Here is a 19,032-nt window from a genome sequence, read left to right as displayed (position 1 = left end):
TTTACCACCTTATTTGTTCTTTTTAAATTTCATTAAATTATTAAAAACACTTCTAAGTCCAACATCCTGTTTAGCTTTATAAGTGCTATGGTTCAATAAATTTCCAGCTACAACTTCAAAAGCCTTTGCTACTTTTGATCTGGGGTATAATATAGATACAGGTTTTTGTTGGATAACTGCTTTTGTTAAGTAACCATCTTGTGGCAAAAACCCTATATTATTTAATCCTATACCTAAAAATTTATTGGTGACCTTATTAAGTTTGTTGTATATTTCTAGTCCTTCAGATTCGCTGGACACTCTATTAACTAATAAGTTAATATCTGTAGATTTGTATTCCTCTCTTTTTCTATTTTTCAGCGCTTTCAATACAGCATAAGCATCAGTTATTGAAGTCGGTTCTGGTGTAGTTACCAAAATAACTTCATTGGAAGAAACGATAAAGTCTAATACTGAATCTGATATACCTGCGCCTGTATCAATTATTATGATATCTGCTAAATGGTCTAGTTCCAGTAATTTTTCATTCAAGAAATTCAATTGGTCTTTGGATAAATTAATTAACTCTTGCACTCCTGAACCACCTGATATGAATTCTATTCCAAGGGGACCTGAAGTTAAAACTTCTTCTATACTCATACCATTATAGATCAAATCAAAAAGGTTGTATTTAGGTATAATCCCAAATATCACTTCTATGTTAGCAAGTCCGAAATCTGCATCAAATATAACCACCCTCTTACCCATCTTCTTGAAATTAATAGCTAGGTTAACTGATACATTAGATTTGCCTACTCCACCTTTTCCACTAGTTACAGTTATTACTTTAGAAGAACTTTTATTACTGAATGACTGCTTTTTTCTCATCATATTCCTTAAGTTAATAGCTTGATCCATAGTTATCCTTGTCCCCCTAATAAACTTTTTGCAATGTTATGTGGATTAACTTCTGTTATATCATCAGGTACATTTTGTCCAAATGTCACATAGGATAACTTTACTCCTAACTTATACCTAAAATTAAGTATGTTACCTACACATATTGACTCGTCTAATTTAGTAAAGATAACTTTAAAATCTGTTATATTCATATAACTCTCAGCAATACTTATCAAATCTTTATATTTAGTTGTAACACTTAAGACCAAATATACTTCATTCCTAGGAATAAGACTTAATAGTTCTTCCATATCGTCTAGTTTTTCACTATTTTTATGAGATCTTCCTGCTGTATCAATGATTATTAAATCTTTATCCTCAAATCTTTTAATGGCGGATTTAATATCTTCATTATTATAAACCACTTCAACAGGTATATTCAATATTTTTGCAAAAGTTCTTAATTGTTCAACTGCAGCAATTCTATATGTATCAGCAGTTATTAATCCGATGCTTTTATCATTATTAAGTGCAAAGTAAGATGCAAGTTTTGCTATTGTTGTTGTTTTACCAACCCCTGTAGGACCAATAAAAGTGATAATCTTAGGTCCTGTACCAGTGAAATCAACAGTTTCAATATCCCCTAATTCATTTATTATCCTTTTATATATTATTGAAACTAAATCATTCATCTTTATATTACCTTTTGATAAAGATTCATTCAGTCCAAACATTATTTTGTTTGCAACTTTTTCATTGACTTCATTCTTAATTAATTGACTATAAATCAGATTTATCAACGGTATGTTTTTTTCAGATACTTGTTCTTTTTCAATGATTAGATTATTATCTTTTTCACCATTTCTAATAATCTGTTCAAGTTTATTAAGTTTATCCTCAATATTTTCTATTGATTTGGAATGATATATATTATCATATTTTTCTTCTGTTTCTAATACTGTTTTGTCTATAATTTGTTTCTCATTTGCTGCCGCAGCTTCTTTATCTTCAAGTGCTGCTGTAACTTGAACACATGGATGTTTAAATAATTTAAAAATCCCTCTTGGTTTAATGTTTTTTACACTTACTATTAAAGCCTCTTTGCCGAATTCTTCTTTAACCTGTAACATAGCTTCTTTTTCTGTATTTGCTTCAAATTGCTTTATTTTCAACCAATACTCACCATCCCTACTGATTGTATTTCTGCATTAGCATCCAATTCATTGTAAGATAATATAAGCAAATCTGGATATTGCTCTTCTGTAAGGCGTCTAAAATAAATTCTTACAATAGGAGAAGTTAATAATATAGGGGTACGACCTATTGAACTTAATTTATTGGTTTCTTGCTCGACAGAATTAAATATCTTAGCAGTAATTTCTGGATCTAACGCCAAATATGTTCCTTGTTCTGTATTCTTTACACTATCCATTATCTTTTGCTCTAAACCTGGGTCCAAAGTAATTACACTATTACTTTCGCTTTCATCAAAAAATGTGGATGATATTGCCCGTTTCAGACTTTGTCTAACATATTCAGTCAATATATCAGTATCTCTGTTGGTAATAGCATTGTCAGCTAATGTCTCAAAGATAGTAACTAAATCCCTTATTGAGACTCCTTCATTCAAGAGGTTCATAAGAACTTTTTGTACTTCACCTACGCTAAGTAATTTTGGTACCAATTCATCAACTAATGTAGGATTGCTTTCTTTGACATTATTTATTAGAGTCTGTACATCTTGTCTTGTCATAAGTTCATCAAGATGTTTCTTGATTACTTCAGTAAGATGAGTAGCAATAATTGATGGGGGATCAACTACTGTATACCCAATAGTTTCTGCTCTTTCTCTCTGGTTTTCAGTTATCCATAAGGCTGGTAGATTAAATGCAGGTTCAACTGTTTCTATTCCGTCTAATTCTTCTTCAACAAAACCTGGATTCATTGCCATATAGTGATCAAAAATAATTTCTCCTTCAGCAACTTTAATTCCTTTTATCTTTATTATATATTGGTTAGGGTTCAACTGTATATTATCTCTTAATCTTATAATAGGAACGATAGTTCCAAGTTCAAGAGCTATCTGACGTCTAATCATTACTACTCTATCTAATAAATCTCCACCTTGATTTACATCGGCTAGCGGAATAATCCCATAACCAAATTCAAGCTCTATAGGATCAACTTGTAATAAAGAAACAACATTCTCCGGTTTTCTAATCTCTTCCGCTTCAATATCCTCAGTAGATATTTCCTGATCCACTGCCTGAATTTGCATATTGTTCTGCATTTTCCAAGCTGATACAATTGCTAAAATACCTGCTACAGATACTATGAAAAAAGGAAGAGGTGTAAAAATACCTAAAAACACTAATACACTTCCACTAAAATATAGTACTTTTGGAAGTGAAAATAATTGTTGCATTAGCTGGTCTCCAACTTCTGCCTCTTTGGAAACTTTTGTAACTAATATACCTGTTGCCAAAGATATTAATAGAGCTGGAATCTGACTTACAAGTCCATCTCCGATTGTAAGGATTGTATACTTTTGGAAGGCTTCATTTATACTGAGACCTCCTCTGGTACTACCAATGACTAAACCACCTACAATATTGATAAATGTAATAATCAAACCTGTTATTGCATCACCTTTTACATATTTACTAGCACCATCCATTGCCCCATAAAAGGATGCTTCATCCTGAATTTTTGTTCTTCTTTCCTTAGCCTGCATTTCATCTATAAGTCCAGAGTTAAGATCTGCATCTATAGCCATCTGTTTACCAGGCATAGCATCCAAAGTGAATCTTGCGGATACTTCTGATACTCTCTCTGAACCTTTGGTTATAACTAGGAATTGAACAATAATTAATATGATGAACATTACTATTCCTACAACAATATCATTTCCACCAACGAATCTACCAAATGTTTCAATAACATCACCAGCTTCACCACTAGTAAGTATTGACCTTGTAGAAGAAAGGTTCAATGATAAACGATAGATAGTAATAAAAAGTAACATTGTTGGAAAAGAAGACATATTCAATGCTTCTTGTGCAAATAAAGCATTAAATAATATAATTAATGCTAATGTAATATTAAGTGTGATTAATATGTCTAGTAGGAGAGTGTTCATTGGCACTATCATTATAACAATAGCAAGAATAACAAATAGTCCTAATGCAATGTCCCCGACTTTTATCTTCATAATGCCTAGCCCTCCTTATTTTTCTTAAGATTGTAAACAAATGCTAATACCTCTGCTACAGTCTGATATAACTCTGCAGGTATTTCGTTACCTATATCAACTGTATAATACAAAGTCCTAGCTAACGGTTTATTCTCAACAATTTCTATATCATTATCAATAGCTACACTTTTAATCTTTGCTGCTAATATATCAACACCCTTTGCTATTACCACAGGGGCTAACGACTCTTCACTATCATATTTTATAGCAACAGCAAAATGCGTTGGATTCGTAATAATTACATCTGCATTAGGTAAATCTTGCATCATTCTCTTCATTGAAGCCTCTCGCATTTTCTGACGAATTTTTGATTTGATTTCTGGATTACCTTCTGTTTCTTTGTACTCCTGTTTAACTTCCTGTTTTGTCATCTTCAATTGTTTTTCCAAAGAATATCTTTGATATATATAATCAACTACAGCAACAATAATATAAAATGCTCCTACCTTGATACCAATATCAAGAGCTAAATCAGTCATCAGTTTTAATCCATCAAGCAAAGATAAATCATACACTAATAGTATAAGATCTTCTTTCCCTTTGATACTGAAGTAAACAATAACTATAATTATGCTTATCTTAAGCAATGCCTTTAACAATTCCATTAGTGACCGTAATGAAAACAGTCTTTTAAAACCTTGTAAAGGACTTAATTTATTGAATTTCGGCTTCATTGTTTTTGCTGATGGTTTCCATCCAACTTGAAGGAAATTACCAACTAGACCAATGGCTACTACAATAGCAAAAAAGGGAAGCAAGATTTCTAATATACCAGTAAGAGTATATTTAACTATATCTACAGCAAAATTTATAGTCAATTCATCAGTAGCTAGTTTAAATTTAGAGTATACATGTTTATACATATTTTGCAGTTTTTCATATATATAAGGAGTAAATAACTTAATCGCAGAAAACATTATTACTAACATTAGTGCAGTTGTAACTTCCATGCTTTTTGCAACTTGTCCTTCTTCTCTAGCTTTTGTCCTTTTACGTTCTGTTGGTTTTTCAGTTTTTTCTCCACCGTCATTACTTCCAGCAAAAAATTGAAGATTATAATCTATAACCACTTTTTTTTCTAGAAAAAAGACCATCTTATTAACTCATTCCTTTTATAATCAGATCAACAAAACTTAACATCCTATCAAATATCCACCCACTTACATTTGGAAATACCGATAATGTAACTAATAGAACAACTAATCCTACCATCAACTTAAGTGGAAGTCCGATAACAAACATATTCATTTGTGGCGTAGCTCTAGCTAATATACCTAGTACTACGTTTATTATAAGCATAACACCAATCATAGGAGCAGCTATTTTTAGAGCTATGACAAAGTACTCTGTAAAAAATGATAGAACAGATGTATATAAGCCAGGTCTAAATACTGCTTTTCCAAGTGGTATCCATTTAAAACTTTCTGTTAAAGCTTTGATGAGAAAAAAATGCGTGTTTGTTGCTAACATCATCAATAATAATAAGTAGTAATATAGATTACCTGTAATTGTTAACTGAATTTGGCTTAATGGGTCAAAAACATTAACCATTGTAAATCCAATTTGATAGTCAATTAATTGTCCTGCTAGAGTTATAATAGAAAAAGCTAAATAAGCTCCAAAGCCAATAAGCCATCCTACTATGAATTCCTTAATGACTAGCAATGCATAAGGTACAACACTAGCACTTGTAACATCAATCTCCATAGGATTTAGATTTATAATAATAACAGCCATGAAAAATGCCATAGTTATCTTGGCTGTTTTAGGAATGGTTCTAATACCAAACAAAGGTACTGATATAAAAAAGCTAATCATTCTAACAAATATAAGTAAAAATATATCTAAATATGTAAAAGGATCGTTTAATAGTAACTCCATAGCAAATCTCCTAATTAATTATAAATGAACCAAACTTAGAGTATAAACTTGTAATTAGTGTTAAAAGTTTATTAAGCATCCAAGGTCCAAATAAAACCAATCCAAGAAATACAGCTAATATTTTAGGTACAAAAGCTAATGTAGGCTCTTGTATAGATGTAACCGTTTGAAATATACTTACTAATAATCCCACTGTCAAAGCCAATAATAACAACGGGCCTGCTACACTTATAACTGTTAGCAAAGCTTCCCTAGCTACATCTATAATCATATCTTGGTTCATACTACAACCATCCTTTCGATATTACGCCAAAAACATTCATCATAGTCTAATGGTTTTAACTAATTCACCAATAATTAAATTCCATCCATCTGCAAGTATAAAAAGTAATAATTTAAAAGGTAATGAAATCATAACTGGCGGAAGCATCATCATACCCATGGACATCAGTGTAGATGCTACAACCATGTCTATAACTATAAATGGTATATATATTAAAAATCCAATAATAAAAGCAGCTCTTAGTTCACTAATAATAAAAGCAGGAATTAGAACGCTTGTTGGAATATCTTCGATTTCAGTAACACTTCTACTCTCTGCAATATCTAAAAACAGCGCTAAATCTTTATCATTTACTTGATTCAGCATAAATTTTCTTATAGGCTCCAACCCTTTTTTAATAGCTTCATCTTGGGAAATCTCTCCCGCAGAATAAGGTTGTAATGCTGTTTCATTAACATCGGACATTACTGGTGCCATAACAAACAATGTAATAAATAATGCTAACCCTATCAATACTTGATTAGGCGGCGTTTGTTGAGTAGCAAGTGCCGATCGTACAAAGTGTAAAACAACTATTATTCTAGTAAATGATGTCATCATCACTAAAATAGAAGGTGCTAATGCAATTAAAGTTAATATAAATAAAATCTGTAAACTGCTAACTACATCTTTTCCATTCTCTGCTGCACTTACATTAAGATCAATAGAAAATGGAATTGGACTATCAGCAGTAGCAAATACTTTAGTATTGTTAAATGAAGTAACAATATAGATAATACTTACTAATAAAATAATTTTTGATATCTGTTTTATGTGTTTTAATTTAATATGCCTCATTAAATCTACTCCATTATGTACATTTTATTTCTTACCTAGAAATTTCTCAAGTTGCTTGTTAAATGGAGTAACTTGAGCAATCTTCTCTTTATTATATTTACTTAAATCAATATTGTCTTTATCTATCTCTTTAAGAAATGTAATCTTATCTTTAGTAATACCTATCAAGATATATTCATCACCAATTTTTATTAATTGAATAAATTTTTGAGGTCCAACTGAAATAGACTCAAGCTGATGTATATTTTGGCTAGACCCTTTTTTGATCTGAAATCTTCCAAATAACCTTGTTACATAGTAAGCTCCAACTAATACTAAAATAAATAATACCAATAAAACTATAACTTGCCACCATTCACTTTGTCCTGAATACAGATAATATGTAGTCATATTATTATCCTATAACTTTTGAAACAGCTTCAATAACACGCTCTGCCTGGAAAGGCTTAACGATAAAATCTTTTGCTCCAGCTTGTATAGATTCAATAACCATAGCTTGTTGTCCCATTGCAGAACACATTATTATTACCGCATTACCATCATTTCCTTTGATAGTCTTAACAGCTTCAATACCATCCATCTCAGGCATTGTGATATCCATAATTACTAAATCAGGTTTAAATTCATTATATTTTTCAACAGCTTTGATTCCATTTTCTGCTTCTCCAACAACATTATAACCATTCTTAGTTAAAATGTCCTTTATCATCATTCTCATAAAAGCAGCGTCATCAACGATTAAAATATTCTTTCCCATAGAAATCTCTCCTCTTAATAATATTAATTAATTATGCTTTGGTGGTTGTTTTTAATGATATCGGTAATTCTAATACCAAAATTTTCATCAATAACAACTACTTCACCTTTTGCAACATTTTTTCCATTGACTAATACATCAATTGGTTCGCCGGCTAGTTTTTTAAGCTCAATTATTGTTCCAGGTGCAAATTCTAGTATTTCTTTAATTGGTTTACTAGTTCTTCCTAGCTCAACAGTAACCTCTAATGGTACATCCATTATTAAATCAATATTTTCTTTTTGTTGCATTACAGCATTAATATCAAAATCCTGGAATTGAGCCTGCTGCACATCAATATTTCTAAATTGATTTTCTGAACTCTGATTATACATATTACTATATCCACTCATCTGGTTAGGCATTTGCATTCTTTGATTAGACATCTGCTTGTTAGGAGTAGGTTCAACAGGTTTTTCTTCTGGTATTTCTTCTTCTACCTCTTCTTCTGCCGCTGCTACTTCTTGACAAGCCATAAAATTCTCATATATGTCTTTTGCAAATTCCATTGGGTATAACTGCATCATTTCACTATCAACCAAATCACCTATTTGCATTTTAAAAGATACCTTAAGGAATTCTTTATTAAGAAATTCAGCAAATTCTTCTGATTCTTCTACATTGAAATCCACAATATTTGATGAAGGAGGATTAATATCTATTTTCTTAGCAAACATAGAAGACATGGAAGTTGCTGCTGAACCTATCATTTGATTCATAGCTTCACTTATTGCGCTAAGATGAAGATCTGATAATGGTGAATCAGTAACTATACCTTCACCACCCATCATTAAATCTGCAATAATTTTCACATCATCCTCGTGAAGCATTAATAAATTAGTTCCTTCTAGACCTTCTTTATATACAATTTGAATAGCAACACATGGCTTAACAAAATCCTTAGATAAATCTTTCCAGTTAGATACTGAAACTGTTGGTGTAGTAATTACAACCTTTTGATTAACTAAAGAAAATAATGTTGTTGCAGCAGTACCCATACTTATATTTGATATTTCACCAATTGCATCTTTCTCAGCATCATTTAAGTGATACTCAGATCCTTCACTACTGCCACTTGTATCATCTAATCCCTGTAAAAGGGCATTTATTTCCTCTTGAGATAACATTTCATCCATTGCTTATTCCTCCTCCCTAATAATAGAAGTTATTTTTATGGCATTTTTATGATTAAAAATACCAGGTTTTCCTTTGAACTTCTTGATATTTCCTACGTAGACTTCCATTTCAGTATCTACTTTGTTGTTAAGTTTAATAATATCTCCTTTTTGAAGATTAACAAAATCATTTACTGATATACTAGATTGACCAAGAACTGCTTTTATTGGTATTTTAACATTATCTATCTGATGTTCAATGATTTCTTTATATAATTCTTCATTGGTATTTTGTATTGTTGAGAACCAATATTTTGTATTTAACTTATCCATAATCGGTTCTAAACATAAATATGGTATACAAAAATTCATTAAGCCTTCTACTGGGCCTATTTTCATACTTAATGTAATAAGAGCAACTACATCAGTTGGAGATATTACCTGAGCAAATTGTGAATTAGTTTCTATCTTCTCTAATCTAGGAGATAATTCTACAACATTCTTCCACGGCTCTCTCATATTTTGTAAACAAATAACTAATATTTTTTCAATCAATAGTACTTCTATCTCTGAAAAATCTCTCTCTCTATCAAGTGGTTCTCCCTTTCCACCAAGCAATCTATCAATAATAGCATACCCTATATTTACTGATAAATCAACAACAAATGACCCCTTTAACGGCGAAAAGTCAACAACTCCTAACAATATAGGATTTGATAATGCATTTGCAAACTCAGAATACGAAATTGCTTCAGAATTTACTACATCCACTTGCGTCGCAGTTCTTAAGTATGCAGGTAAAGTCGTAGAAATTAATCTTGCATAATGTTCAAAAATTATTTCTAATGTTCTTAGCTGTTCTTTTGAAAATTTTGATGGTCTAGCAAAATCATAATCTTTAATTTGTTTTTCATTAGCATTAGAACGATATTCATCTACGTCTAATTCACCAGTATTTAATGCATTCAACAAATCATCAATTTCGTGTTGTGATAAGACTTCACCCATATCCTCACCTCCTACAGTAAGTGTCTTAATTTATCTATATAGGAAATCTCTAATATATACTTCTACAAGAGCATCTGTATCTAATATCTCTTCCATCATTGCAAATATTTCATCTGATAACATTTGTTGACTATCTTGTTTTAACATATCTTCTGAATATTTACTGCTTAATAATGTTGAAATTCTAGATTTTATGATACCTTTGCTTTCTTCTAGTAGAGTTTTTGTATCTTTTAGATCTTTGCTCTTCTTATCTAGTGCAAAACCTACATAGAAAGTAAAACTCATTCGTTTATCTGGGTTATCAATAGAAGGTAATATGACCACCATATTTTCTGTTTCATAACTTTCTATTTGACTTAGAGGTATCTTGTCGGGATCTTTTACTTGTTCTGCTTTATCTGAATTCCCTGAAGGCTTCAAAATAAATACTGAAATACCTAATAGAATTACAGAACAAACAATCAAAATTACTCCAATCATTAATACTAACTTTCCATTATCTTTTTCACTTTTCACTTTAACTTTCTTTTCCTTTGCCATTAGTTCACCTCTATTCTACTTCTTCTACTTCGTTAAGCTCATCAATATTTTTATACTCCTCACTAACAAGCTTAATTTCTACTCGCCTATTTATAGCACGCCCTTCGGGTGTACTATTGTCTGTTAATGGACGGTATTCTCCGTAACCCGTAGCGGCAATTTTAGAAGGGTCAATATTATGTTCTTTTATCAATCTATATCCAACTGCTATGGCTCTAGCTTGAGATAGTTCCCAGTTGCTAGGATATCTAGCGGTATTGATTGGTCTATTATCTGTATGACCTTCTATCTGTATCGTTTTATCTGCTAATAATTCTTTTACTTTTACAGATATAACATCTACTAATTTAATAGCATCAGGAGTTAATTCAGCATGTCCACTCTCAAATAATATCTCACCTTCAATAGTAAGCTTAATAATATTTGAATTGTACTCTACTTCAACTTCGTTTTCATATCCTTCTTTTTTTAAGTATTCGTTAATCTCTTCTGCATCTTTTTTAGCTTCTTCCAGTTTACTCTTAGTTAAGTCTGCATCTTCTTCGCCTTCTTCTTCTAACGGTACTTTGTTATCAAATATAGTCTCAAGACCATTTACCTGACTTATACCATTAGATATCAACTCATCATCTGTTAGTGAAGTACCTCCAGGCATAATATCTATTTGATTCCTAAAAGAGCTCATTGCAGCTTTAAATTTTGCAACATCGATACTTGACATGGAAAAAAGTAAAACAAAGAAACAAAGTAATAGCGTAACTAAATCTCCATATGTACTCATCCAAGCTGGTGAACCAGATTTGCCTTCTTCTGTCTTTCTTTTTCTAGCCATTTATCTCACCCTCTTCACCATCTTGGTTTTTACTTATTTCATTTCTTAAGCTAGGTGCTAAGAAAGCTTTTAATTTTTCTTCAATTACTCGAGGGTTTTCTCCTGCTTGAATAGAAAGTAATCCTTCTATTGAAACTTCTTTTAATAGTATTTCAGATTCACTTATAACTTTCATTTTATTTGCAAAAGGTAATGCAATAAAATTGGCTAGTAGAGAACCATACAATGTAGTTATCAAAGCAACTGACATATTACCACCAATTGTACTTGGATCATTCATTGTTTTTAACATGGCGATAAGTCCAATCAATGTACCTATCATACCCCAGGCAGGACCGAATTCTCCAACTTTTTCCCAAAAGCTTTGAACATTTTTATGTCTGCCTTCAATAAATACTAGCTCTGTTTCAAGTATGTTCCTTACCAATTCAGGGTCAGTACCATCAACAATAAGTAGAATCCCTTTTTTCATGAATTCATCATCAATAGATTCTGCAGCTTCTTCTAACGCAAGTAATCCTTCTTTTCTAGCAATATTAGATAATTCTATTATTTTCTTTATTATGTCTCCTTCATTAAGCTGTTTACTCTTAAATACTAATGATGCAGCTTTGATGGATTTAATAAAATCAGAAAGAGGATAAGATATTAAAGTCGCTGCGAATGCTCCACCGATAGTAATCATTACAGAAGCCGCATCAGTGAAACTTGATATTTGCCCTTTCATAAGTATAGAGCTGAGAATAAAGAAAATACCTGCGACCAAACCTCCAATAGTAGCTAAATCCAACGTTTTCACCTCACTTTAATGATTCTTGTTAATAGGCAATACTTTTTACCCATTTAATATAGAAACTTAATTGCCTATTTATTCTATACTAAGTAAGGTTATAGATTAGTTTAATATATAATAACCTACTAAAGTAACAATAAGCATTTATGAATAATTGGTTTATTGAATCTCTATACCAATTGTTCTTTTATATGTAATAACCTTATCTATAATATCTTTAGATGAATCCTTTGTTATGATTTTTTTACCAGTTGTCAGAGTTATTATAGTATTAGGTGTTTCCTCTATGACTTCTATCAAGTCCGAATTAATAACTATTTCCTCATTATTAAGCTTTGTAACATATATCATACAATCACCTTTTAATAGTTTTTATTAGTGGCTAGTGCTAAACCAGCCACTAATGTATTAGTTATTCATTAAATATTATTATCGTTTAAGATTAACAAGTTCTTGAAGCATTTCATCTGAAGCAGTAATTATTCTTGAGTTAGCTTGGAATCCTCTTTGGGTAGTAATCATATCAGTAAATTCCCTTGATAAGTCTACGTTGGACATTTCTAGGACTCCACCGTTGAGGCTACCGCCGTCTTCTGTAACTTCTTTACCAATACCATCAAACTCTCCTGAGTTAGATGTAACTTGGAATAAATTATTACCTACTTTCTGAAGACCAGCAGGATTTTGGAAATTAGCTACTGCAATTTGTCCAAGGATTTTAGTTTTACTGTTAGAATATTTACCAAGGATTTTCCCATCTGTTCCAATTTCAAATGATGACAGTTTTCCAGCTGGTGCACCAGCTCCTAATCCATCTTCATCACCACCTACAGCTTCAACAGTTGTTTTTCCATCAAACAAAGTTAAGTTTGAAAAATCAATCTTTATAGGAGTTGAAAATTTTGAAAAACCTGTCGTAGTAGCACCTAATGTCAATTCTAATCTAGTATCCGAACCATCAGCTGCTGATGATACTACTTTTCCCGTATTCACATCAAATGTAGCCGTTTTATTTGCGTCAGTTGCTGGTATGGGATTTGAAGCTGAACCAATTTTATTACCATCTTTATCTTTTAATGAATTTGCCATTATTCTTATATCAAATTCATTTGCTGTTGCAGTTTGACAAATCTTTAAATCAACAGTATATTTATAACCTAAACTATCGTATATTGGCACCTGTCTATATACGCCTTTTGCAGAATCTAGGTTTGGATCATTTTTTTGAATATTACCACTCACTGTAGCATTTTTTGTCATGCTAGGGTCCGAATACATATTTTCAGGTGATAAAATTTTAATCGAATTAACTTTATCTTTCACTATATTACCTGTAGTAGGATCTGTTCTCCAACCCATTACATTTAATCCTTCAGGATTACACAAATTACCGACCTCATCCAATCTAAAAGCACCAGCTCTAGTAAACTTGAATCCTCCTCCATCTTTCACTATAAAGAATCCATCACCCTCAATTTTCATATCAAGAGGATTATCAGTTCTCTGTGCAGCACCTTCAGTCATTAATGTATCGATAGATGAAATATTAGCACCAAGTCCTACCTGCATAGGATTTCGGCCACCTATAGATTCACTAGCCCCACTTGCACCTTGCAAAGTTTGACTGAATATTTCATTAAACGTTACTCTTCCTGACTTAAAACCTGTTGTATTAACATTTGCAATATTGTTACCTATAACATCCATTCTAGTTTGGTGTATTCTTAATCCAGAAACACCAGAGTACATAGAACGCATCATAATAATAACCTCCTTTTTTTCGTGCAGTCATATAATCTCATCTGTCAGTCAGAGATCAAAACCCCCTCTATTGAGGTCCAGTTTATATAATGACGGCACCATCGATATTAGTAAAAACTTTATTGTCTTGTTCCGATTTTTCCATGGCTGTAACAACAGTCTTATTCTTAATATTAACAACTAAAGCTACATCATCAATAAGAACTAATGAATCTTTAATCCCTTTTTCTTTTGCTTCATCTATGCCTTTATTAATTCTTTTTAACTGCTCATCAGAAAATTTTATTTTCCTAGAATTAAGACGCATATTAGCATGTTTTGAAAAATTCAGTTCACTAGTCTTACTTAGTTTCTCTTGTAAGACCTTACTGAAATCATCAACCTTGGAATTAAAATTACTATTAGTTTTAAGTTGATTTTTATTTACTTTTATCTTATTAGTTGAAACATTATACATAGAAGGATTAATCTTCATGTCATTCACCTACTAGCATCTAATTAGTTTCTTCAGATTCGTCAACACCTTCAGAATCCTCTTCATCAGAATCATCATCTTCTCCTGGAGCATATTTCTCTTGTATTTTAGCAATGTCCTTACTTATCTCTTCTACTTTTTTATTCAATTCTAGTAAATCTATTGGAGCCAAAACACCTTCAACTTTTTCAAGTGGAACATCTACGTCACCAACTTTTAGAAATACCTTACCATTTTGCATGAATACTCCCCTAACTGTTCCTGCTACAGGGGTTATCTCTAAACTAACAGGATTAACAATATTAGCAAAGATATCTTTATTCATTAATTCATATGCTCTAGACATTGAAGCACTTGTATTTAAGTTCTGCATTTGCTCTAAAGCTGAGAATTGTGCCATCTGCGCCAAGAAATCTTTATCTTGTGTTGGATTAAGAGGATCTTGGTATCTCATTTGAGTTACTAATAAGTTAAGAAAAGCATCTTTATCTAAATCATTAGTCTTCTTACTTGTTTTCATAGTATCAATACCATATTTATCCATGATATCTTTAACAACATTACTTTGAGTGTTAGTGTTTGAAATATCTGCCATAATATATCCCTCCTTATACCGAATAATCAATCGAATTATTATTTTCAATGTTGGATGATATATTATCATCATCTTCCATTAAGTCTTCCACAACTTCCCCATCCAAGCCATTATTAATTTTCATCATCTTAGCAGCTCTTCTTTTTTTATTGTTGTTTTCATTAAATTGCTTAGAATTGTTGTTTTCATTGAACATATTATTATCGGCTACTACTACTTCTAGCTTGTCTACAACAACCCCTTGTTCTTGTAGTGACATTCTGAGATTTGCTAAGTTAGCTTCTATTAATTCTTTTACAGCTGGATTTTCAGCCATGAAATTAGCAGTAACAACACCTTCTTGGGTTGTAAGTGAAAAAGCAAGTTTTCCTAGATGTTCAGGTCTAAGTTGAATAAACATCTTGTTTACATCGTCAGTTAGATTGACTTTGAAACTAGACACAATCTGGTCAATTACTTCCTCTGTGTTAATGTTATATGTAAGAATGTGTTTCTCACCACTTTGGTCAACAACTTCTACTTTTTGTACGTTTTGATTGATTGTTATGTTCTGTACATTGTCAGGAATTTCTTTACTACTATTACCTACAGCTTCAACTTTTATATCGTCTTTTGCCATATCACTTTTTTCAGTTCTATTATCTGTGATATCTATCTCTGGCATTTTATTCTTTTCATTATTCGATTCTTTTTCTGTCGAAGCAACTTGTTCCTTAGAATCATTTGTATTGTTTACTTCTGATACTTGATCAGTAGTGGTTTTAATATCATTTTCTTGATTCAATTCTGCTATAATCTTTTTGATGTCTTCTGTTTCTAAATTGCAATCTTCACTTATATCACTAAGCTCTGTTTTTAATTCTTTTATATTAGCTGTATCAGGTAACATCAATAACTCAAGTGAATCTTCAACATTGTACAAAGCCATCAGAAACGTATTAAGTTTGTCAGGTAAAAGCAAATCAAAGATAGTCATGTTAAGCTGGGCTAACATTTCATTTAATTGTTCTTCTGTGATGTTCAACTTATCAGTTACTTGATCAACAATATCTGCTTCTAATTCCTCTAAATCAACTTTATCTTCGGGCTTATCCTGCACTGGCTTTTCAGTGTTATTTATCTTATGCTGATTATTATTTGTAGGTTTAACCTTAGTGACAGGTTTTTCTACATTTTCCTGTTTCATTTTATTGTTTGATTGTTGATTAAGTATTTCATTAAAATTACTGTCAGCAGCTTTTCCATTGTTAGTCTTGACATTACTTTTAACCCCAACTGCTAAATCCATTTTACTGGCAACCATTGTAACCATTCTTTTCGCCTCCTTCCTTTAACTAGAGAAATCGTATTGACATCTCTTATTTTTTCGGAAACATATATTCAGTGATTTTTGCCGCTGTCTTTGTGTCCATAGCACCGAGTATTGCTCCCCGCTGTTCGCTATCTATATTATTAAGGATTTGAACAACCATTTTCATTTTGGAAGATGTAGTTGTCATCTTCGCTAATATGGCAGCTGCATTAGCAGCCTTCATCTGTCCATATGATGATGCTATATCTAGAATTTCTTTGTCATATTTCTCTATTTGGATAGCTTCTGCATATATTTTTGCAGCATTTTCTGGTTTCATTTCTTCATAGAAGCTAATAAAATTACTGATATCTGGAACACCTTCGCCAAATACTACTAATTCATCAAACTCTTTTTTCTTTTCGTCAAAAGCTGCTTGATTCTCTTCAAAAACTTTTAACCTTGCATTTTCGTCTTGTAATAATTTTAATTCTTCTGAGAGTTTTTCTACTTCAATTTCTTTATCTTTCAAAAGAGTTTCTGTAACTTTCAATCGTTCAACAGCTTCATCAACGTTTTCGAATGCATAATTATCATCTGCTGTCATATCTTCACTTAATGTTTCTTCAGCCACATTTGGTAAGATATTATTTACTACAGGTATATTCTTTAGAACAGGATAAGCATATTTGCTTCCAATATTACCTATATCTAGCTTTATAACAGCACAGATACCACCTATTATTATAATTAATATAATTAATACTGCTATGATTTTACCAAAACCTGATTTACTTTCATTAAATTCAATACTTTCGTTTTCCATGAACGTACATTCCTTTCAGTCCACTAAAACTTTAATGGCTTTATTAACGTATGTTACTTTGAAACAGCGAAAATATCACTGTTTTTTAGTCAATTTATTTTCTATACTTATAACTTACTATTTCATCCAAATGCTTTTGTTCTTCTTTACATTCTTCTTTGTAATACTCTTCATAAGCATTTTCTTTCAACTTTTCATACATTTTTTTTTCAATTAGAGCTTCTTTTAATTCATCTCTAATTGATTCAACCCTGCTATTTGCCTTAGTAACAGTAATATTTTGTTCTAAGACTACATTAGTGTAATATTTGTTTTTTTCTCCAAAATCTCTAATATCTTTTACTGTGATTCTATCACTAACCATTTTTTTATATAGGTTATTATTGTTGTCTCTTAGAGTAATTAACTGTGTTAATCTTCTTTCTTCTATTTCAAGTAATTGATTAGCATTGCTTAATTCCATACGCTTTTGTTCTTCAAATTTCTCTTTTACACTTAAGATATTTTGTAACCTGAATTGAAATTTAGCCATTACTTATCACTACTTTCTAAAAATATCTCTTCCATTTTATCTATCTCTTCATCAAAATTAAACTTTTCTTCTGTTTTTTGTTTCAAGTAATTGTTAACAAGTTTAATCTTGTCAATTGCATAATCAATATCTTCATTACTACCTCTAGAATATGCACCAATATTTATAAGATCTTCTACGTCTTTATAAGTTGCTAAAACAGTTTTCATACTGTTTGCAATATCTTTATGTCTATCATCTGCAACTTCTGACATAACTCTTGAAACACTTTGTAGAATATCAATCGCTGGATAATGATTTTTGTAAGCCAATTTCCTGGATAGAACGATGTGTCCATCAAGAATACCTCTTGCCGTATCAGTAATTGGCTCATTCATGTCATCACCATCAACCAGTACTGTGTAAAGCCCCGTAATAGATCCTACCTCTGCATTTCCAGCTCTTTCTAATAGTTTTGGCATTACAGCAAATACAGATGGAGTATATCCTCTACTAACAGGCGGTTCCCCTATAGCTAGTCCAATTTCTCTCTGAGCCATAGAAAATCTAGTTAGGGAATCCATCATCAGCAGAACATCTTTTCCTCTATCTCTAAAATATTCAGCTATTGCTGTAGCTGTACTAGCAGCCTTTTGCCTAACTAAAGCAGGTTTATCAGAAGTAGCAACTACTACCACTGACCTTTTCAACCCTTCTTCGCCTAAATCCCTCTCAATAAACTCTTTTACTTCTCTTCCTCTTTCACCAATTAGTGCAATGACATTAATATCAGCACTTGTATTTCTTGCAATCATACCTAACAATGTACTTTTTCCAACGCCGCTTCCTGCAAAGATACCTACTCTTTGTCCCTTACCGATAGTCAATAAACCATCAACAGCTTTTACACCAATAGGTAATACTTCTTTAATTCTTTTTCTTTTAAGAGGTTCTGGAGGTTCATTATGTATACTGTAATCTGTATCAGTATAGATTATTTCTTTATCATCTATAGGATTACCTAATCCATCTAACACTCTACCTAATAGTTTATCACCAACAGCTACTGTAAGAGTTTGTCCAAGAGCCTCAACTGTACTTCCTAATCCAACACCTTCTAAATCCCCTAAGGGCATAAGCAATATTCTATTTTCCTTAAATCCAACAACTTCTGCTAAAACAGATGCTTTATCAATACCCGAATGAATAAGACATAATCCTCCCATCCGAACCTTTGGACCTAATGATTCAATAGTCAATCCTACTACTCTTGTAACCCTTCCTAGATGCCTAATATAAGAATTACTTTTAAGTGTCTCATATTTATTAAAATCAATACTTTCCATAAGTTTC

General features: G+C 31.6%; 22 protein-coding genes. All 22 read right to left on the bottom strand.

Annotation, left to right across the window (positions count from 1 at the left end):
- Positions 1 to 9: 9 nt before the first annotated feature.
- The 22 genes from HYG85_RS22130 to fliI all read right to left on the bottom strand — a co-directional run bounded on the left by HYG85_RS22130 (position 10) and on the right by fliI (position 19,025).
- Positions 10 to 897 carry a MinD/ParA family protein gene (locus HYG85_RS22130; protein ID WP_212691471.1) on the bottom strand — a complete coding sequence of 296 codons (888 nt, stop codon included), beginning with the start codon at positions 895 to 897 and terminating at the stop codon, positions 10 to 12.
- Positions 898 to 899: 2 nt separating this feature from the next.
- The gene (flhF, locus tag HYG85_RS22125) at positions 900 to 2,051 is read right to left on the bottom strand and encodes a flagellar biosynthesis protein FlhF (RefSeq protein WP_113675200.1); all 1,152 of its coding nucleotides are present in this window, start codon (positions 2,049 to 2,051) and stop codon (positions 900 to 902) included.
- Positions 2,048 to 4,090: a flagellar biosynthesis protein FlhA gene (gene flhA / locus HYG85_RS22120; RefSeq protein ID WP_244971247.1), complete on the bottom strand. Its 2,043-nt coding sequence runs from the start codon at positions 4,088 to 4,090 to the stop codon at positions 2,048 to 2,050. The genes flhF and flhA overlap by 4 nt, the downstream gene beginning before the upstream one ends.
- Before the next feature lie 5 nt (positions 4,091 to 4,095).
- Entirely contained in the window at positions 4,096 to 5,226 is a 1,131-nt protein-coding gene (gene flhB, locus HYG85_RS22115) for a flagellar biosynthesis protein FlhB (protein WP_113675201.1), read from the bottom strand.
- 4 nt (positions 5,227 to 5,230) lie between these two features.
- Positions 5,231 to 6,013 carry a flagellar biosynthetic protein FliR gene (gene fliR / locus HYG85_RS22110; RefSeq protein ID WP_113675202.1) on the bottom strand — a complete coding sequence of 261 codons (783 nt, stop codon included), beginning with the start codon at positions 6,011 to 6,013 and terminating at the stop codon, positions 5,231 to 5,233.
- Between the two features lie 10 nt (positions 6,014 to 6,023).
- A complete protein-coding gene (gene fliQ, locus HYG85_RS22105) occupies positions 6,024 to 6,296 on the bottom strand; it encodes a flagellar biosynthesis protein FliQ (RefSeq protein ID WP_113675203.1) in 273 nt (90 codons plus the stop codon).
- Positions 6,297 to 6,335: 39 nt separating this feature from the next.
- Entirely contained in the window at positions 6,336 to 7,133 is a 798-nt protein-coding gene (gene fliP, locus HYG85_RS22100; RefSeq protein ID WP_212691470.1) for a flagellar type III secretion system pore protein FliP, read from the bottom strand.
- A 24-nt stretch (positions 7,134 to 7,157) separates the two neighbouring features.
- Entirely contained in the window at positions 7,158 to 7,523 is a 366-nt protein-coding gene (gene fliO / locus HYG85_RS22095) for a flagellar biosynthetic protein FliO (RefSeq protein WP_113675205.1), read from the bottom strand.
- 4 nt (positions 7,524 to 7,527) lie between these two features.
- Positions 7,528 to 7,890, bottom strand: coding sequence for a response regulator (locus tag HYG85_RS22090; protein ID WP_113675206.1), 363 nt, complete (start codon positions 7,888 to 7,890; stop codon positions 7,528 to 7,530).
- A 23-nt stretch (positions 7,891 to 7,913) separates the two neighbouring features.
- Positions 7,914 to 9,065, bottom strand: a complete 1,152-nt coding sequence (fliY, locus tag HYG85_RS22085) for a flagellar motor switch phosphatase FliY (RefSeq protein WP_212691469.1) — start codon at positions 9,063 to 9,065, stop codon at positions 7,914 to 7,916.
- A gap of 3 nt (positions 9,066 to 9,068) precedes the next feature.
- Positions 9,069 to 10,052: a flagellar motor switch protein FliM gene (gene fliM, locus HYG85_RS22080; protein WP_113675208.1), complete on the bottom strand. Its 984-nt coding sequence runs from the start codon at positions 10,050 to 10,052 to the stop codon at positions 9,069 to 9,071.
- Between the two features lie 30 nt (positions 10,053 to 10,082).
- Positions 10,083 to 10,595, bottom strand: coding sequence for a flagellar basal body-associated FliL family protein (locus HYG85_RS22075; RefSeq protein ID WP_113675209.1), 513 nt, complete (start codon positions 10,593 to 10,595; stop codon positions 10,083 to 10,085).
- A gap of 10 nt (positions 10,596 to 10,605) precedes the next feature.
- On the bottom strand, positions 10,606 to 11,427 hold the full coding sequence (locus tag HYG85_RS22070; protein ID WP_212691468.1) for an OmpA family protein: 822 nt from the start codon (positions 11,425 to 11,427) through the stop codon (positions 10,606 to 10,608).
- Positions 11,420 to 12,226, bottom strand: coding sequence for a motility protein A (locus HYG85_RS22065; protein ID WP_408647975.1), 807 nt, complete (start codon positions 12,224 to 12,226; stop codon positions 11,420 to 11,422). Before HYG85_RS22065 ends, HYG85_RS22070 begins: the two co-directional genes overlap by 8 nt.
- A 153-nt stretch (positions 12,227 to 12,379) precedes the next feature.
- Positions 12,380 to 12,571, bottom strand: coding sequence for a flagellar FlbD family protein (locus HYG85_RS22060; protein WP_113675212.1), 192 nt, complete (start codon positions 12,569 to 12,571; stop codon positions 12,380 to 12,382).
- A gap of 78 nt (positions 12,572 to 12,649) precedes the next feature.
- On the bottom strand, positions 12,650 to 13,981 hold the full coding sequence (locus HYG85_RS22055) for a flagellar hook protein FlgE (RefSeq protein WP_212691467.1): 1,332 nt from the start codon (positions 13,979 to 13,981) through the stop codon (positions 12,650 to 12,652).
- Between the two features lie 82 nt (positions 13,982 to 14,063).
- Positions 14,064 to 14,456 carry a TIGR02530 family flagellar biosynthesis protein gene (locus tag HYG85_RS22050; RefSeq protein WP_113675214.1) on the bottom strand — a complete coding sequence of 131 codons (393 nt, stop codon included), beginning with the start codon at positions 14,454 to 14,456 and terminating at the stop codon, positions 14,064 to 14,066.
- A 19-nt stretch (positions 14,457 to 14,475) separates the two neighbouring features.
- Positions 14,476 to 15,051, bottom strand: coding sequence for a flagellar hook capping FlgD N-terminal domain-containing protein (locus HYG85_RS22045; RefSeq protein WP_244971246.1), 576 nt, complete (start codon positions 15,049 to 15,051; stop codon positions 14,476 to 14,478).
- A 13-nt stretch (positions 15,052 to 15,064) separates the two neighbouring features.
- Positions 15,065 to 16,363 carry a flagellar hook-length control protein FliK gene (locus HYG85_RS22040; protein ID WP_212691466.1) on the bottom strand — a complete coding sequence of 433 codons (1,299 nt, stop codon included), beginning with the start codon at positions 16,361 to 16,363 and terminating at the stop codon, positions 15,065 to 15,067.
- A gap of 46 nt (positions 16,364 to 16,409) precedes the next feature.
- Positions 16,410 to 17,168: a MotE family protein gene (locus HYG85_RS22035; protein WP_212691465.1), complete on the bottom strand. Its 759-nt coding sequence runs from the start codon at positions 17,166 to 17,168 to the stop codon at positions 16,410 to 16,412.
- A gap of 94 nt (positions 17,169 to 17,262) precedes the next feature.
- Complete coding sequence (gene fliJ, locus HYG85_RS22030) at positions 17,263 to 17,700, bottom strand: flagellar export protein FliJ (protein WP_212691464.1); 438 nt, start codon at positions 17,698 to 17,700, stop codon at positions 17,263 to 17,265.
- Positions 17,700 to 19,025: a flagellar protein export ATPase FliI gene (gene fliI / locus HYG85_RS22025; RefSeq protein ID WP_113675219.1), complete on the bottom strand. Its 1,326-nt coding sequence runs from the start codon at positions 19,023 to 19,025 to the stop codon at positions 17,700 to 17,702. The genes fliJ and fliI overlap by 1 nt, the downstream gene beginning before the upstream one ends.
- Positions 19,026 to 19,032 lie beyond the last annotated feature (7 nt).

The sequence above is a fragment of the Vallitalea guaymasensis genome (assembly GCF_018141425.1).
Lineage (GTDB): Bacteria > Bacillota > Clostridia > Lachnospirales > Vallitaleaceae > Vallitalea > Vallitalea guaymasensis.
The sequence above is the reverse complement of the archived record's forward strand: the minus strand, read 5'-3'. Positions and strand labels throughout refer to the sequence as shown.

What these genes read in the sequence shown, in the direction of transcription:
- HYG85_RS22075 (WP_113675209.1), bottom strand. Translation starts at nt 10,595, where the DNA reads ATGGCAAAGGAAAAGAAAGTTAAAGTGAAAAGTGAAAAAGATAATGGA.
- HYG85_RS22070 (WP_212691468.1), bottom strand. Translation starts at nt 11,427, where the DNA reads ATGGCTAGAAAAAGAAAGACAGAAGAAGGCAAATCTGGTTCACCAGCT.
- fliY (WP_212691469.1), bottom strand. Translation starts at nt 9,065, where the DNA reads ATGGATGAAATGTTATCTCAAGAGGAAATAAATGCCCTTTTACAGGGA.
- HYG85_RS22090 (WP_113675206.1), bottom strand. Translation starts at nt 7,890, where the DNA reads ATGGGAAAGAATATTTTAATCGTTGATGACGCTGCTTTTATGAGAATG.
- HYG85_RS22040 (WP_212691466.1), bottom strand. Translation starts at nt 16,363, where the DNA reads ATGGTTACAATGGTTGCCAGTAAAATGGATTTAGCAGTTGGGGTTAAA.
- HYG85_RS22055 (WP_212691467.1), bottom strand. Translation starts at nt 13,981, where the DNA reads ATGATGCGTTCTATGTACTCTGGTGTTTCTGGATTAAGAATACACCAA.
- fliO (WP_113675205.1), bottom strand. Translation starts at nt 7,523, where the DNA reads ATGACTACATATTATCTGTATTCAGGACAAAGTGAATGGTGGCAAGTT.
- fliP (WP_212691470.1), bottom strand. Translation starts at nt 7,133, where the DNA reads ATGAGGCATATTAAATTAAAACACATAAAACAGATATCAAAAATTATT.
- fliM (WP_113675208.1), bottom strand. Translation starts at nt 10,052, where the DNA reads ATGGGTGAAGTCTTATCACAACACGAAATTGATGATTTGTTGAATGCA.
- flhB (WP_113675201.1), bottom strand. Translation starts at nt 5,226, where the DNA reads ATGGTCTTTTTTCTAGAAAAAAAAGTGGTTATAGATTATAATCTTCAA.
- fliI (WP_113675219.1), bottom strand. Translation starts at nt 19,025, where the DNA reads ATGGAAAGTATTGATTTTAATAAATATGAGACACTTAAAAGTAATTCT.
- HYG85_RS22130 (WP_212691471.1), bottom strand. Translation starts at nt 897, where the DNA reads ATGGATCAAGCTATTAACTTAAGGAATATGATGAGAAAAAAGCAGTCA.
- flhA (WP_244971247.1), bottom strand. Translation starts at nt 4,090, where the DNA reads ATGAAGATAAAAGTCGGGGACATTGCATTAGGACTATTTGTTATTCTT.
- fliR (WP_113675202.1), bottom strand. Translation starts at nt 6,013, where the DNA reads ATGGAGTTACTATTAAACGATCCTTTTACATATTTAGATATATTTTTA.
- fliJ (WP_212691464.1), bottom strand. Translation starts at nt 17,700, where the DNA reads ATGGCTAAATTTCAATTCAGGTTACAAAATATCTTAAGTGTAAAAGAG.
- HYG85_RS22035 (WP_212691465.1), bottom strand. Translation starts at nt 17,168, where the DNA reads ATGGAAAACGAAAGTATTGAATTTAATGAAAGTAAATCAGGTTTTGGT.
- HYG85_RS22060 (WP_113675212.1), bottom strand. Translation starts at nt 12,571, where the DNA reads ATGATATATGTTACAAAGCTTAATAATGAGGAAATAGTTATTAATTCG.
- HYG85_RS22050 (WP_113675214.1), bottom strand. Translation starts at nt 14,456, where the DNA reads ATGAAGATTAATCCTTCTATGTATAATGTTTCAACTAATAAGATAAAA.
- fliQ (WP_113675203.1), bottom strand. Translation starts at nt 6,296, where the DNA reads ATGAACCAAGATATGATTATAGATGTAGCTAGGGAAGCTTTGCTAACA.
- HYG85_RS22045 (WP_244971246.1), bottom strand. Translation starts at nt 15,051, where the DNA reads ATGGCAGATATTTCAAACACTAACACTCAAAGTAATGTTGTTAAAGAT.